A 14,772-nucleotide genomic window follows, 5' to 3' on the forward strand; every position below is an offset into this window, starting at 1 on the left:
CGGGGGGCCCCGGGGCCCCGCGCCGGGGGGCGGCCGCCCCCGCCCGGGCCCCCCCCCCCGACGGGGAGCCCGGCGGTCCGGCCTCAGACCTTTCCGCTGAACACCGGCAGGTAGCCGCTGGACTGTCCGGTGGCGGTGGGGTGGTACGACTCGCCGATGTTGGTCCAGTTGACGCTGTGCAGCCACGCGTCGCCGGAGCAGATCTCGTGGCCCGTGAAGGCCCCGGCGACCGAGGCGAAGGCGAAGCCGTGGTCCGCGGCGCGCTTGGCAATGGCGGCGTTGAGGTAGTCGGAGGCTCCGTTGATGGCGGAGCGCTCGCCCTCGGTGAGTCCGGCGATGCAGCTGCCGTTCAGCTGGTAGAAGCGGGGGTAGCCGAGCACGACCACCCTGGCGGAGGGGGCGCGGCTGCTGATGGCGTTGTAGACCTGGTCGAGCTGGCCGGGGAGGGTGGAGTCCACGTACGCCTTGGCCTGGTTGACGCGGTTGACACAGGTGGACTCGGACTGGAGGACACAGGTCGTCATCACGTCGGAGAACCCGGCGTCGTTGCCGCCGATGGTGATGCTGACCAGGTCGGTGCCGGAGTTGAGCGGGCCGAGCTGGCCGGAGAGGACATCGCCCGTACGGGCGCCCGAGCAGGCGGCGAAGGAGAAGGTCTGCGGGGCGTGGGCGGCGGCCCACAGCGCGGGGTAGGCGCGGGTGGTGCGCTTGCAACTGCCGCTGGCGGAGTCGTAGTTGCCGGATCCGACACCGGACGAGTACGAGTCGCCGAGGGCGACGTAGCCGAAGTCGGCCTGGGCGGACGCCTGCCCGGCGCCGAAGAGGGCGGCTCCGGCGGCGAGGATCAGGGAGGAGGCGAGGGCGGCGAGGCGTGGGAGTCTCATGCTCATGTGTGCGGCTCCTTGTGGGGGTTACTCCTGAGTTCTTGGTACAAGCAGCCACGGTTGGCCGGAAGTGTTCATGCCAAGAATTTTCGGAGTGGGCTTGGCGTCCGAATCTTCACTCCCGAACGTGTTTGAAGAGGGGACCGGCGCACCCGATCCGGCGAAACACGGGTGCGGGAGGGCAGTTCGTGCCGGATCATGGGCGCCATGCCAGCAGACCCGCATGACGCGCTGCCGATCCGCCTCCATGTAGACGACAGTGACTCACCGTCGGATGTCGTCGACGCCCTCTTCCTCGGCCGGTTCGCGACCGGCGAGCAGCCGTACGCGCAGAGCGTCTCCATCGAGCGGGTGAAGGCGGAGGCGACGCTGCTGCCCCCACGGGCCACCGTGCTCCGCTCGGCCCGCGACACCGACCGCAGCGCCACGCTCGCCGAGGGCGAGGGCTGGACGCTCCTGGTCTCCCGCTGGAGCCGGGGCGCGGACGTGACGGTCACCGCCGTCAGCGAGGAGCTCGCCCAGCGGGTGCTCGGCGAGGCCACGGACGGGGCCCAGGACGAGCCCGAACCGCAGCCGGACAACGTCACGATGGGCTTCTGGTACGTCTCCCCGCGCCGCGGCCCGTACCGGACGACGCGGCAGATCTCCGCGGGCACGTGGGCGGAGGTACGGCCCAACTACACGGCGCCGGTGGCGGCGGCGATGGACCGGCTGATGAAGGTCACCCCGGACGACATCGCCGGGCGGCTGCTCCTGTTGCACGGGCCGCCGGGGACGGGGAAGACCTCCGCCCTGCGGACGCTGGCCCGCTCCTGGCGCGACTGGTGCCAGGTGGACTGCGTCCTGGACCCCGAGCGGCTGTTCAACGACGTGGGGTACCTGATGGACATCGCGATCGGCGAGGACGAGGGCACCGCGAAGGGCCGCTGGCGGCTGCTGCTGCTGGAGGACTGCGACGAGCTGATCCGCGGCGAGGCGCGGCACACGGCGGGGCAGGCGCTGTCGCGGCTGCTGAACCTGACGGACGGTCTGCTGGGGCAGGGCCGCAACGTGCTGGTCGGGGTCACGACCAACGAGGACCTGGAGCGGCTCCACCCGGCCGTGGTCCGGCCGGGGCGCTGCCTGGCCCGCATCGAGGTCGGCCGGCTGACGCACGGTGAGGCGGTGGAGTGGCTCGGCACCGACGAGGGGATCTCCCGCGAGGGCGCCACCCTGGCGGAACTGTTCGCCCTCCGCCGCGGCACGGGCCCGGCGGCCGTCCTCCCGGCGCAGCCGCATGCGGAGGCGGGCCTCTATCTCTAGGCCGCGCCTCTCCCCCCAGGCCACGCCGCCCGGCTCTCCGGCCCCGCCGGCGTCCGGGGCGCGGGCGCGGTAACGCGGCTCCGCCGACGTCCCGGGCGCGGTCGCGCCGTTGTCCGGCCCCGCCTGCATGCGAGGCGCGGGGCCGGTAGCGCGGCGCCGCCCACGTCCCGGGCGCGGTCGCGCCGTTGTCCGGCCCCGCCTGCATGCGAGGCGCGGGGCCGGTAGCGCGGCGCCGCCCACGTCCGGGGGCGCGGTAGCACGGCCCCGCCGGCGGCCTGGGCGCGGTAGCGCCGTTGTCCGGCGCCGTCCGCATGCGGGGCGCGGGCGCGGTGGCGCCGTGTCCGTGTCCGGAGCCGGCGGAGCTAGCCGGTGGTGTAGCGGGCCCGCAGGGCGGCCGTGGCCGCGGCGAGGGCTTCGGGCTCCGTGAGCCCCAGCCGGTGCGCCCGCTCCGCGAACGCCTGTGCGGCGGCCGCCGCCTCCCGCGAGGAACCCTCGCCCGCCGCGACGAACGTCCCGTGCCGGCCCCGGGTCTCCACCACCCCGTCGGCCTCCAGCACCCGGTACGCCTTGGCGACGGTGTTCGCCGCCAGCCCCAGCTCCTCCGCCAGCCCCCGCACCGTGGGGAGCTTGAAGCCCACCGGGAGCCGCCCGGAGCGGGCCTGCTCGGCGATCTGCGCGCGCAGCTGTTCGTACGGGGCCGCCGCGCCGGCCGCGGCGTCGATCCTGAGCCTGAGGGGGTTGGTCGAGGTCACGCGCCGATTGTAATTCGCAGGCGCCGGAGGCGGATCCGCCCGTAACGTCGCCCTCATGAGCCTGCGCCCCGTACGCGTCCGCGACCTGCGCCCCGACGACCCCGCCGACGCGGAGGCCGTCGTCCGGGTGCGGCGCGCCGCCCTGCCCTTCATGGTGACCACCCCCGCGGGGGTCGCGTTCGAGCTCGGCTCCGCGCATCCCGGGGCCCGCTACCGCCTCCTGGTCGCCGAGGCCGCCGACGGCCGGATCGTCGCCACCGCCCAGGTCGGCCTCGCCCACGACAGCCCCGAGCCCGGCCAGTCGTACGTCAACGCCTGCGTCGACCCCGCCCACCGGAGCCTCGGCGCCGGAACCGCCCTGCTGCGCGCGGCGGAGGAGCACCTCGTCTCGTGCGGGGCCGTGGACGTGTACGCCTGGGTTCTGGACGAGCCCGCGCACCGGGCCTTCGCCGAGCGGCACGGCTACCGCTCCAGCCGGTCCGCGCACTTCCTGCGCCTGGACCTGGCGGCGGCCGCCCTCCCGCCGCTCCCCCGGGACCTGCCCGACGGGGTGGAGCTGCGCCCCGCCTCGGCCTTCGCCGGGGACCCCCGTCCGCTCTTCGAGGCCGACGCCGAGGCCACGGCCGACGAGCCGGGCGACGTCCCCGCCGAGCTGGACGACTACCAGGAGTGGCTGGACGGCGTCTGGCACGACCCGGCCCTCGACCACGGGCTGACCTCGGTCGCCCTCGTCGACGGGGTCGTGGCCGCCTTCTCCGCCGCCCGGACCGACGGCCGCACCCGCTACGCCTCGGCGATGACCGGCACCCGGCGCGCCTTCCGCGGCCGCGGCCTGGCCAAGCTCGCCAAGACGGACTCCCTGCACCGGGCCCGCGCGGCCGGGTACACCGACGCCTTCACGGGCAACGACGCCGGAAACGGACCGATGCTCGCGATCAACGCGGGGCTCGGCTACGAGATCTGCGCGACCGAGACCCGCTTCACCAAGAGACTTCGAGGAGCAGCACGGTGACCACCACCTGGACCATCACCCTCACCAAGGCCGGCCGGACCAAGATCGCCTATCCGGCGGCGCAACTGGCCGACGACGGCGACCGGATCTCGGTACGGGCGCCCTGGGCGGCCGAGGGCGTTCGGGACTTCGGGTTCGTCCGGTTCGAGCCCGGGGACGTGTTCGTCGAGCACTACTGGCGGACGCGCTGGTACGCCGTCAAGGAGGTGTGGAGCGGCGGAGGCGTCCTGAAGGGCTGGTACTGCGACATCACGCGCCCGGCCGTCGTCCGCGAGGGCGGGATCCTCGTGGAGGACCTGGACCTGGACCTGTGGGTGTCGGCGGACGGGAAGAGCGTCCTGCGGCTGGACGAGGACGAGTTCGCGCAGAGCGGGCTGGCCGCGAGCGACCCCGAGGCGGCGGCCCGGGCGGTACGGGCGCTGGACGCGCTGGAGGAGCAGGCCCGCTCGGCGGACGGCCTGACCGCCTTCCTGCGGTGACCTGAGCGGCCTTTCTGTGCGGGTGCTTAGGGCTTCCTTAAGCGGAGCCTAAGGATCCTCTCCCGGGCCGCGAACCCGGCCGGACGGGCCGGTGCGCGGGCTAGCTTGACGGAGCCGGCCGCGCCCCGACGGGGGCGCCGTCGCCCGGCGCCACCCCTGCCCCGTGCCCGAAGGAGATCCCCCATGCCCGCACCCCGCCGCACCGCCGCCCGTATCGCCGCCGCCGGCCTCGCCGCGCTCGCGGTGGCCGCGTACACGGCCGTCCCGGCGGCCGCCCACGGGTCGATGACGGACCCGGTCAGCCGGGTGGCGGGGTGCTACGCGGAGGGGCCGGAGGCGCCGAAGTCGGCGGCGTGCAAGGCGGCCGTCGCCGCGAGCGGGTCGCAGGCCCTCTACGACTGGAACGCGGTGAACATCGCGAACGCCGCCGGGAAGAGCAGGTCCCTGATCCCGGACGGGCAGCTGTGCTCGGCGGGCAACGCCAAGTACAAGGGGCTGGACCTGGCCCGCGCGGACTGGCCGGCCACCCCGATGTCCTCCGGGGCGCACACCTTCCGCTACAAGGGCACCGCCCCGCACAAGGGCTCGTTCGCGCTGTACGTGACGAAGGACGGCTACGACCCCTCGAAGCCGCTGAAGTGGTCCGACCTGGAGCCCGCGCCCTTCGCACAGGCCACCGACCCGGCCATGAGCGGCGGGGACTACGTCTTCACCGGGGTGGTGCCGAAGAAGTCCGGGCGGCACCTGATCTACAGCATCTGGCAGCGCTCCGACAGCCCCGAGGCGTTCTACACCTGCTCGGACGTGGTCTTCGGCAAGGACAGCGGCGGCAGCGGTACGGGCGGTACGGGCGCCTCCGCGCAGCCCGGCCGGACCGCGACCGCCGCGACGCCCCAGGCACCCAAGGCCCCCACGGACCGTCAGGTCGCCGACGGGGCGGGCAGGTCCACCGTCGAGCACGGCGGGCACGGCGACGACGACCCGGCGACGAACGGCCGGGCCGCCGCCTCCCCCGCCTCCCCCGCCGCCGCGCCGGTCTCCGCCCCGGCCCCCTCCCCCGCCGGCGGGAGGGAGGGCGGCAACCTCGCGGAGACCGGCGGGAACGGCGCCACCCCGGCGCTGGCCATCGCGGGCGCCGGGGTGGTGGCCGTGGGTGCGGCCGTACTGTTCGCGGTGGCCCGCCGCCGGGCCACCGCCGCCGACCGGAACGTGCGGTAGCGGTCAGGCGCCTGTGAGCAGGGGACAGCGGTCAGCGGTCAGGAGTCAGGGGCCGGTGATCAGTCGAAGACCGAGGCGCACGTGGTGCGTTCCGCGTGCGCCGGGTCGAGGGCGTTGACCGCCTCGTGCCAGGCGATCCGGTCGGTCAGGCCGATGGCCACGTGCTCCGAGAGGTCCAGGGGGCACAGGTCCTGGAGGAGGACGTTGCGCACGTTCGGCCCGTTCAGGAAGCCGCTCGTGTAGGGCGTGACCACCTCGTCGTACTTGGTGGCGATCACCGTGTAGGCGACCCCGGGGACGGTGTCGCCGCCCGCGTTCAGCTTCTGCTGGAAGGCCGAGCCGGTGATCTGGTCGGCCAGCCCCGGGGTCGCCGTGCTGATCAGGTCGGCGGCGCCGGGGAAGTACGGGAGCAGCTGGGTGAAGCCGGACAGGGTGGTGCCGTGGTTGTCGGGGGCGAGCCCGACGAGGGCGTTGACCTTGGCGGCGCCGCCGAGGAACTTCAGGTAGTAGCGCGGCATCATGCCGCCCTGGGAGTGGCCGACGAGGTCGGCCTTGGCGGCGCCGGTGGAGGCCAGCACCTTGTCGACGAAGGTGTCGAGCTGGCCGGCGGAGGAGGCGATGGGGCCGAGGCCGTTGAAGAGGGGCACGCCCGGCAGCTGGCCGTAGTCGAGGGAGTAGACGCAGTAGCCGCGGTGGACCAGGTAGGGGGCGAAGCCGAGCCAGTTGTCGACGGAGTTGCCGAAGGTGCCGTGGACGAGGACGACCGGGCGGGGATGTTCGGCGGACGGCTTGCAGGACCAGTCGTTCCAGCCGCTGCTGGGAGCGGCCGCCGCCTGCGCTGCGCCGGTGGGGGCGACGAGCGCGGCGGCGGCCAGGGTGAGGACGGCCAGCGGGCGGAGCAGGCGTCTCCAGGGCAGCATCGTGTGATCTCCTCGCGGTCAAGGGGAATGGCGTGGGGGTTCCGTCCCGTGATCCGGATCACAAGGGGTGCTGCTGCGGCCAAATTACGGGCGAGTAGCAAGACTTGGAAGTTACGCGGCGGTAAAAATTCGTGTGTCCAGCGCGCCTCCAGCTCCGCTCGTCGAGGATGGATGCCCCTGGCCCCCACCCACGAGGTGATCACCGCCATGCACGAGGCCCCTGGAGCCGGTACCGCCCTGGCCACCGCGTCCGCGCTGGCGGCCGACCCACTGGTCGCCGCTGTCACGGAGACGGCCGTACGGGTGCTGCGGCCGCAGGCCGAGCGGACGGCGGCCGAGGGGGTGCCCCGTACGCATCTGGACGCGCTCGCCGCCTGCGGGGCGTACGGGCTGATCGGATACGAACCGGGGGCGTCTTCCGGCCTCACCCCCCGTCAGGTGGTGCGGGAGGTGCATGAGGTGCTGGCGGCGGTGGACCCGTCGACCTGGTTCGTGTGGACCCAGCACGTCCCGCTGGCCAAGGCGCTCGTCCAGGCTCCGGGCCCGGCGGCCGCCGCCCTGCGCGAGAGCTGGCTGCCCGCCCTGCTGCGCGGGGAGCGGCGGCCGACGGCGGGCTTCGCCTTCCTGCGCCATCCGCGGCCGCCCATCACGGCGGAGCGGGTGCCGGGCGGGTGGCGGCTGGCCGGGCGGATGCCGTGGGTGACGGGCTGGGGGGTGGCCGACTCCCTGTACGTGGGGGCGGTCACCGACACCGACGAGGCGGTCCTCGCGCTGGTCGAGTGCGGCCCCGGGGCGGAGGGGCTCAGCGCCGTCGACGGGGCCCCGCTGTGGGCGATGGGCGGGACGCACACGGCCTCCGTCGAACTGCGCGGGCTCCTGGTGCCGGACGACCGGGTGCTCGGGGTCCTGCCCCGGGCCGACTGGATCCGGGCGTACGACCTGGAGAACGCCGACGCCCAGCCGGCCGTCTTCGGCCAGCTGCGCGCCACCGCCGACTTCCTGCTCCGCTCAGCCCCCTACGAGGAACTCGGCCTGCGCCTCGCGGAGAGGACCGCCCGGCTGCGCGCCGAGGCGTACGCCCTGCGCGACGGGCTCCCGGCGGGCGAGGGCGCCGGAGCCCGCCTCTCCCTGCGGGCCGCCGCCCTGGACCTGGCCGTACGGGCGGCCGCCACCTGCGTGGCCGTCGCGGGCGGCCGGGCCATCCAGTACGGGCACACCGCCGGCCGGCTCTCCCGGGAGGCCCAGTTCCACCTGATCCAGGCCCAGACCACCCCCCTGCGCACGGAGACGGCCCGTCTGATGCTGGGCGACCTCTGAGGGACCGGGCCCCTGGAACAGCGCGGCCGGACGGACCGTGCCCGGGCCGAAGCGGGCGTTGGCCCGGTCGATGGCGGCCTCCACCGTCAGACGGGCCTCGCGGACCGGGTCCAGCGAGAGCTGCCGGGTCACGCCCTCCGCGGCCGTGAGGTCCTCGGCGCGCAGCACCATGCCGGTCAGCCGGGCCCGTTGCAGGCCCGCCGCGTCCATCAGGCGGTACGCGAGGGTGCGGAGGTCCTCGTCGTGGGCGGAGGGTTCCGTCAGGCGCCGGGAGCGTTCCCAGCGGGCGCCGCCCGCGAACTGCAGGGTCAGGCACAGGGACCGGGCGGCCTGGCGGCGTCCGCGCAGCTGCGCGCCGAGCCGGACCACCAGGCCGAGCAGCGCGGCCCGGGCGTGCGGCCCGTCCAGCTCCTGGCGGGTGAAGGCGGTCCGGACGGCGGCGGAGGAGGGCAGGTCGCGCGGGGTGACCGGGCGCGGGTCGATCCCCCGGGCGCGCTCCGCGACGAGCCGGCCGGCCCGTTTGCCGAGGATCCGCTCCAGGACCCCGGGCGGGACCGCGGTGAGCGCCCCGACGGTGTGCAGCCCGTACCCGCGCAGCGCGTCGGCCTGGCGGGGGCCGAGCCCGTGCAGGGCCTCCACGGGCAGCGGGGCGAGGAAGCCGGCCACCTCCTCCCCGGGCACGGCGAGGACCCCGCCGGGGTCCGGGACCCGGGCGGAGGCCATGGCCGCCACGGCCCAGGTGCCCGCGACGCCGATCCGTACGTCCGTCCCCAGCCGGGCCACCGCCCGCAGCCGGACCACCTCGGCGATCCGGGCGGCGTCGGCGCCGAAGTACCGCCGGGCGCCGCGCACCTGGACCAGCGCGGCCCGCGGCGGCAGGGCCTGCACCAGCGGGGAGAACTCCCGCAGCAGCTCCAGCACCTCCCGGTAGCCCTCCCCGGACAGGGCGGAGGCGCACCGCACGTGCAGCACCCCGGTCCCGGCGGACACGGCGGCCGCCCCGGGGGCCGTGAGGCAGGCGGCCGGGGTCATCCCGCGCTCCCCGGGCTGGAGTGCCACAGCTTGCGGCCGGTCGCGGCGCGGTCGCCGGGCGGCTGGAGGTCGGCCCACGGGTTCATCTCGTAGCCGGTCGGCAGGTGGATGCGCCGGCCGCTGTCCCCGGGCCCCTCGGGCAGGGGCTGCGCCAGCCGTGCCGTGACGGCCTCCAGGCCCTCCTCCTCGCGCAGCCGCACCAGTGCGGCGAGGTCCCAGGCGGCAGCCCCGACCACGCTCAGGCTCCGCGGGCCGCGCCGCTGCACGACTCCCCGGACCAGCAGCAGGAAGGAGTGGAAGACGGTGTACGCGCACGCCTCCTGGCTGTCGTCGAAGAAGGCCAGGTCGACCAGGCCGGTGCCGTCGTCCAGGGTGGTGAAGACCACCCGCTTCCCGGAGCGGATCGGCGGGGTCTGGGTGGCCGCCTTGGCGCCCGCGACGAGCACGGTCCGCCCGTGCGCGGCCTCCCGCAGCCGGCGGGCGGGGACCACGCCCAGCTCGGCGAGGAAGGCGTGGTGGTCGTCCATCAGATGGCGGGAGGTGTCCATGCCGAGGACGCCGAGCTCGGCGCTGAGCCGTTCGGCCTCGGTCAGGTCGGGCAGGCCGACGGGGGCGGTGGCCCGGCCGCCGCCCAGCGGGAGCTGGGCCGCGCCGCGGACTCCGGCGGCGCGCTGGGCTCCGTGCAGTTCCGTCAGGTGCAGGAGCAGGTCGCGGCGGTTGGCGGCGAAGGCGTCCAGCGCGCCGACCTGCGCGAGCCGTTCGGCCACCGGGCGGCCCGGGTGGGCGCGGTCCCAGAAGTCGCGCAGGGAGGCGTACGGCTGTCCGGCCTCGATGCGCAGGGCCTCGGCCTCGCTGATGCCGTGGACGTCGGACAGGGCGAGCCGCAGCCCCCACTTCTCCGGGTTACCGGACACCAGTTCGATACGGTGGGCGACCGCCGAGCGGTTCACGTCCAGCGGCAGCACCGGCACGCCCCGCCGCCGGGCGTCCGCCAGCAGCAGCCGCTTGGGGTACATGCCGGGGTCGTGGGTGAGCAGCCCGGCGTAGAAGGCCGCCGGGTGGTGGGCCTTGAGCCAGGCCGACTGGTACGTGGGCACGGCGAAGGCCACCGCGTGCGCCTTGCAGAAGCCGTAGCTGCCGAACGCCTCGACGATCTCCCAGGTACGGGCGACCACCTCCGGCGGGTAGCCGCGCCCGGCCGCCGACGCCGCGAACCACGCCTTGATCCGGCCCTGGGACTGCGGGTCGGAGAGCCCGCGCCGGACCCGGTCGGCCTCGTCACGGCCGCAGCCGGTCATGACGTGCACGATCTCGATGATCTGCTCGTGGAAGACCACCACCCCGTAGGTCTCGCCCAGCGCGTCGGCCAGGTCCGGGTGCGGGAAGCGGACCGGGGCGCGTCCGTGCCGGGCCTCGATGAAGGGCCTCACCATGTCGGCGGCGACCGGGCCGGGCCGGAAGAGGGAGATGTCGACGACCAGGTCGTGGAAGGCGGCCGGCTGGAGCCGTCCGACCAGGTCGCGCTGGCCGGGGGACTCGATCTGGAAGCAGCCCAGGGTCTCGGCGGAGCGGATCAGCTCGTACGTCGGCCCGTCGTCCGGCGGCACCTGCGCGGGGTCGTCCAGGTCGAGCTCCTGCCCCGTGGCGCGGCGCAGCTCCGCGACGGCGTGTGCCATCGCGGACTGCATCCGTACGCCCAGCACGTCGAGTTTGAGCAGCCCGAGGTCCTCCACGTCCTCCTTGTCGAACTGGGACATGGGCAGGGGTGCGCTTCCCGCGCCCTCGGGGCCGAGGGGGACCTCGCCGCTGGTGGGGACCACGGGGGTGCGCTCCCGCAGGGTGGCATCGGAGAGCAGGACCCCGCACGGGTGCATGGCGGTGCCGCGCGGCAGGGCGTCCAGCGCCTCGACGAGCTCCCACATCCGGGCGTACTCCTCCCCCCGCACCTCGTCCCGTACGCCGCGCAGTTCGGGCAGCTCGGCCAGGGCGGCGCGGGCGTCGCGGGCGCGGATGTGCGGGAACGCCTTGGCGAGCCGGTCGACGGTGGCCGGGTCCATGGACAGGGCGGCGCCGACGTCGCGGACGGCGTGGCGGACCCGGTAGGTCTCGGGCATGGCGACGGCGGCGACGCGTCCGGTGCCGAAGCGGGTGAGGACGCGGCGGTAGACCTCCAGGCGGCGGGCGGACTCCACGTCGATGTCGATGTCGGGCAGGACGCGGCGGCGCCGGGACAGGAAGCGCTCCATGAGCAGGCCGTTGGCGACGGGGTCGGCGTGCGCGATGCCGAGGAGGTGGTTGACGAGGGAGCCGGCGCCGGAGCCCCGGGCGGCCACCCGGATGCCCATCTCCCGTACGTCGTCCACGACCTGGGCGACCGTCAGGAAGTACGAGGCGTAGCCGTGGAAGGCGATGACGTCGAGCTCCTCGTGCATCCGGTCCCAGTACGCGCGCTCCCCCGCGTAGCCGCGCAGCACCATGCCGGCGCAGGCGCGGGAGGTGAGCACCCGCTGGGCGGTGCGGTGGGCGGCGCCGACCAGGGCGGGCTCGGGGAAGCGCACGGAGCCGAGGCCGAGGTCGTCCTCGGGGTCCACGGAGCAGGCCGCGGCGGTCTCGCGGGTGTGCGCGAGGAGCCGGCGGGCGTCGGCGGGGCGCAGTCCGGCCGCCTGGGCGATCCGGTCGGCGGCCTCGGCCATGGCGTCGGGGTCCTTGAGCCAGCGCTCGCCGCTGTCGAGGGGTCCCCGGGGGTCGACGGGGACGAGGCGCCGGGCGGCGTCGAGGACGTCGGCGACGGGGCCCTGGCCGGGGTCGGCGTAGCGGACGGCGTTGGTCAGCACGGCCGGGACGCCCTGTTCGGCGGCGAAGCCGACGGTGCGGGCGGCCAGGCGCAGCGAGCCGGGGCCGGTGCCGGGGCGGCCGTGGTGGACGGCCTCCAGGCGCAGGGAGTGCCCGTAGGCGTCCCGCCAGGGCGCGAGCAGCCGCGCGGCCCGGTCGGGGCGTCCGGCGGCCAGTGCCCGGCCCACCTCGGAGCCGGGGCCGAGCAGGACGAACACCCCGCCGCCGCCGAGCGCCTCCCAGGGCGCCAGGGGCTGCCCGCGGTCTCCGGCCGGGCCGGGGGCGTGGGCCGCGGTGACCAGGTGGCACAGCTGTGCCCATCCGGCGGCGCCGTCGCGGGCCAGGAAGAGGGCGCGGGGGGCGGACTCGTCCACGAAGGCCCCGCCCCGGACGGGCGCCCGCCGGCGGTACGAAGCCTCCCCGGCCCGTCCGGAACCGGCCGCCGCGCCGACTGGCGCACCTGCCGGACCGCCGCCGACGGCCCCGCCTGACCGCCCGCCGGCCGCCCCGCCGGGCAGCCCGGCCGGGGCGACGGCCAGGTCCACTCCGAACAGCGGCCGGATCCCGGCCGCCGCGGCGGCCTTCGCGAAGCGGACCGCGCCCGCGAGGGTGTCGCGGTCGGTCAGGGCGAGGGCGTCCATGCCCCGCTCGGCGGCGCGTTCCGCCAGCCGCCGGGGGTGCGAGGCGCCGTAGCGCACGGAGAACCCCGAAACGGTGTGCAGATGCGTGAAACCGGGCACCCGCGGCCCTCCTGCTTCCCTCGTCCTTCGTGCCACCCCCTTCTCCCCACCATAGAGCAATTCGAATATCCGTGCGAAACACTTGTTCGATCATCCATTCGCCCCGCCCCTGCTGCGCCCGGCCGCCCGCGCGCCGAGCGTGGGGGCATGACCCAGCCCACCGAGCGCACCGACACCCAGGCGGGCCCGTCCGGCGGGTTCCTCGCCGAGATCAAGGACGCCGTGACCCTCCGGGCCGCCGTGCTCGTCCTGGGGGTGCTGGCCCTCCAGCTGGCCTTCATCACCTCCTACATCGGCGCCTTCCACCACCCCAGGCCCAGCGAGATCCCCCTCTCCGTGGCCGCCCCCGCGCAGCCGCTCGCCGTGCGCACCGCGGAGCGGCTCGGCGCCCTGCCCGGCAAGCCGCTCGCCCCGAGCGCCGTCGCGGACGAGGCGACGGCGCTCGCCCGGGTCAGGAACCGCGAGGCGGACGGCGCGCTGATCCTCCAGCCGGACCGCCCCGAGGACCGGCTGCTGGTCGCGAGCGGCTCCGGGGCCTCCCTCTCCCAGGCCCTGGAGCAGATCCTCACGGCGGCCGGGAAGTCCCAGGGCCGGGGGCTGACCGTCGTCGACGTGGCCCCGGCCGACCGGGGCGACAGCCGCGGCCTGAGCTCCTTCTACCTGGTCGTGGGCTGGTGCGTGGGCGGCTACCTCTGCGCCGCGGTCCTCGCCATCAGCGCCGGCGCCCGGCCGGCGAACTCCGCCCGCGCCGTCATCCGGCTCGGCGCGCTGCTCCTGTACGCGATCGCCGCCGGGCTGCTCGGCGCGGTCATCGCGGGCCCGGTGCTGGGCGCCCTGCCCGGGCCGGTCCCGGCCCTGTGGGGGCTCGGCACCCTGGTGGTCTTCGCGGTCGGCGCGCTCACCCTGGCCCTCCAGGGGCTGGCGGGCGTGGTCGGCATCGGCCTGGCCATCCTGCTGGTCGTGGTGCTCGGCAACCCGAGCGCGGGCGGCGCCTACCCCTACCCGCTGCTGCCGCCGTTCTGGCGGGCGATCGGGCCGGCCCTGCCGCCGGGCGCCGGTACGTACGCCGCCCGCTCCATCGCCTACTTCCGGGGCAACGGCGCGGCCGGCCCGATGCTGGTCCTGTCGGCCTGGGCGGTGGCCGGGTCCGCCGTCACACTGGCCTGCGCGCTCGCCCGGCGCGGCCGGCCGGGGGCCGCGGTGGGCAGCGGGCTGCCCGACGACGCTCCGTCCGTACCCCGTTTCGCGGACGGCGGCACGGAGCCCCGCTGAGCGCCCCCGGTGCGCCCGTCCCCGTACGACGGCGGGCTACCGCATCGCCCGCCCCGGGAGCACAATCGCCCTGACTGCTCGCGCCTGACGTGAGGGAGGGAGCGCGTGCGCGAAGAGGTGCGCACCGCTGACGGACGCGTCCTGACGGCGGAACACTGGGGCGATCCGGAGGGCAAGCCGGTCTTCCTGCTCCACGGCATGCCCGGCAGCAGGCTCGGCCCGGCCCCCCGGGGCATGGTCCTCTACCAGCGGCGGGTGCGGCTCATCGCCTACGACCGGCCCGGCTACGGCGGCTCCGACCGCCATCCGGGGCGCACCGTGGCCGACGTGGCCCAGGACGTGGCCGCCATCGCCGACGCCCTCGGCGTGGACACGTTCGCCGTGGCCGGCCGCTCCGGCGGCGCCCCGGGGGCCCTGGCCTGCGCCGCGCTGCTGCCGGAGCGGGTGACACGGACGGCGGCCCTGGTGCCCCTCGCGCCCCGGGACGCCGAGGACCTGGACTGGTTCGCGGGGATGGCCGCCTCGAACGTACGGGAGTACACCACCGCCGCCGCCGACCCCGAGGAGCTCACGGCCCGGCTGATCCCGCGCGCCAGCGGTATCGCCCGGGACCCGGGGCGCCTGCTGGACGAGCTGCGCCGGGAGCTGACCGCCAGCGACCGGATGATCGTCGCGGACGCCGGACTGCGCTCGATGCTGCTGCGCAACTACCGTGAGGCGCTGCGGAGTTCGGCGTACGGGTGGATCGACGACATGCTCGCCGCCAGCGTCCCCTGGGGGTTCGACCCCGCCGACATCCGCTGTCCGGTGCTGATCTGGCACGGGGAGCTCGACGTGTTCTCCCCCGTGGGGCACGCCCGCTGGCTGGGCCGCCGCATCCCCGGCGCCACCACCACCATCGACCCGTACGCCGCCCACTTCGCGGCCCTGCGCGCCCTGCCCGGCATCCTGACCTGGCTGCTGCGCGAACTGCCCGCCCCTTCCGTGGAGGAACAGCAGCCGGCCTGAGCCC

The 14,772-nt window shown here is 75.8% G+C and carries 11 protein-coding genes; 6 read left to right on the forward strand and 5 right to left on the reverse strand.

The annotated features are described in order from the left end of the window. Nucleotides 1–83: 83 nt before the first annotated feature. Nucleotides 84–884, reverse strand: a complete 801-nt coding sequence (locus tag ABZ716_RS21590) for an SGNH/GDSL hydrolase family protein (protein ID WP_358813744.1) — start codon at nt 882–884, stop codon at nt 84–86. 207 nt (nt 885–1,091) lie between these two features. Between ABZ716_RS21590 and ABZ716_RS21595 the strand changes: the two genes are divergently transcribed. Continuing rightward, nucleotides 1,092–2,186 carry a DUF5925 domain-containing protein gene (locus tag ABZ716_RS21595; RefSeq protein WP_358960917.1) on the forward strand — a complete coding sequence of 365 codons (1,095 nt, stop codon included), beginning with the start codon at nt 1,092–1,094 and terminating at the stop codon, nt 2,184–2,186. Between the two features lie 362 nt (nt 2,187–2,548). On the opposite strand, the gene ABZ716_RS21600 is transcribed toward ABZ716_RS21595, so the two are convergent. After that, nucleotides 2,549–2,938 carry a GntR family transcriptional regulator gene (locus ABZ716_RS21600; RefSeq protein ID WP_351885891.1) on the reverse strand — a complete coding sequence of 130 codons (390 nt, stop codon included), beginning with the start codon at nt 2,936–2,938 and terminating at the stop codon, nt 2,549–2,551. A gap of 55 nt (nt 2,939–2,993) precedes the next feature. Between ABZ716_RS21600 and ABZ716_RS21605 the strand changes: the two genes are divergently transcribed. The 3 genes from ABZ716_RS21605 to ABZ716_RS21615 all read left to right on the forward strand — a co-directional run bounded on the left by ABZ716_RS21605 (nt 2,994) and on the right by ABZ716_RS21615 (nt 5,647). Further along, the gene (locus tag ABZ716_RS21605) at nt 2,994–3,950 is read left to right on the forward strand and encodes a GNAT family N-acetyltransferase (RefSeq protein ID WP_358813696.1); all 957 of its coding nucleotides are present in this window, start codon (nt 2,994–2,996) and stop codon (nt 3,948–3,950) included. Next, entirely contained in the window at nt 3,947–4,429 is a 483-nt protein-coding gene (locus ABZ716_RS21610) for a DUF402 domain-containing protein (protein ID WP_358813695.1), read from the forward strand. Before ABZ716_RS21605 ends, ABZ716_RS21610 begins: the two co-directional genes overlap by 4 nt. A gap of 183 nt (nt 4,430–4,612) precedes the next feature. Next, nucleotides 4,613–5,647 carry a lytic polysaccharide monooxygenase gene (locus ABZ716_RS21615; RefSeq protein WP_358960920.1) on the forward strand — a complete coding sequence of 345 codons (1,035 nt, stop codon included), beginning with the start codon at nt 4,613–4,615 and terminating at the stop codon, nt 5,645–5,647. Between the two features lie 59 nt (nt 5,648–5,706). Here ABZ716_RS21615 and ABZ716_RS21620 read toward each other — a convergent pair whose 3' ends face one another. The 3 genes from ABZ716_RS21620 to dnaE all read right to left on the reverse strand — a co-directional run bounded on the left by ABZ716_RS21620 (nt 5,707) and on the right by dnaE (nt 12,488). Then, nucleotides 5,707–6,567, reverse strand: a complete 861-nt coding sequence (locus tag ABZ716_RS21620; protein ID WP_358813693.1) for an alpha/beta fold hydrolase — start codon at nt 6,565–6,567, stop codon at nt 5,707–5,709. Nucleotides 6,568–7,575: 1,008 nt separating this feature from the next. After that, entirely contained in the window at nt 7,576–8,916 is a 1,341-nt protein-coding gene (locus tag ABZ716_RS21625) for a hypothetical protein (protein ID WP_358813692.1), read from the reverse strand. Continuing rightward, nucleotides 8,913–12,488 carry a DNA polymerase III subunit alpha gene (dnaE, locus tag ABZ716_RS21630; protein WP_358960922.1) on the reverse strand — a complete coding sequence of 1,192 codons (3,576 nt, stop codon included), beginning with the start codon at nt 12,486–12,488 and terminating at the stop codon, nt 8,913–8,915. Before dnaE ends, ABZ716_RS21625 begins: the two co-directional genes overlap by 4 nt. 147 nt (nt 12,489–12,635) lie before the next feature. On the opposite strand from dnaE, the gene ABZ716_RS21635 reads away from it, so the two are divergent. Together ABZ716_RS21635 and ABZ716_RS21640 are read left to right on the forward strand one after the other, a co-directional pair. Further along, complete coding sequence (locus ABZ716_RS21635) at nt 12,636–13,760, forward strand: DUF3533 domain-containing protein (protein ID WP_358813690.1); 1,125 nt, start codon at nt 12,636–12,638, stop codon at nt 13,758–13,760. 105 nt (nt 13,761–13,865) lie between these two features. Next, nucleotides 13,866–14,768 carry an alpha/beta hydrolase gene (locus ABZ716_RS21640; RefSeq protein ID WP_351885914.1) on the forward strand — a complete coding sequence of 301 codons (903 nt, stop codon included), beginning with the start codon at nt 13,866–13,868 and terminating at the stop codon, nt 14,766–14,768. The last annotated feature ends 4 nt before the right edge of the window (nt 14,769–14,772 follow it).

It is taken from the genome of Streptomyces sp. NPDC006687, assembly GCF_040636215.1.
GTDB lineage: Bacteria > Actinomycetota > Actinomycetes > Streptomycetales > Streptomycetaceae > Streptomyces.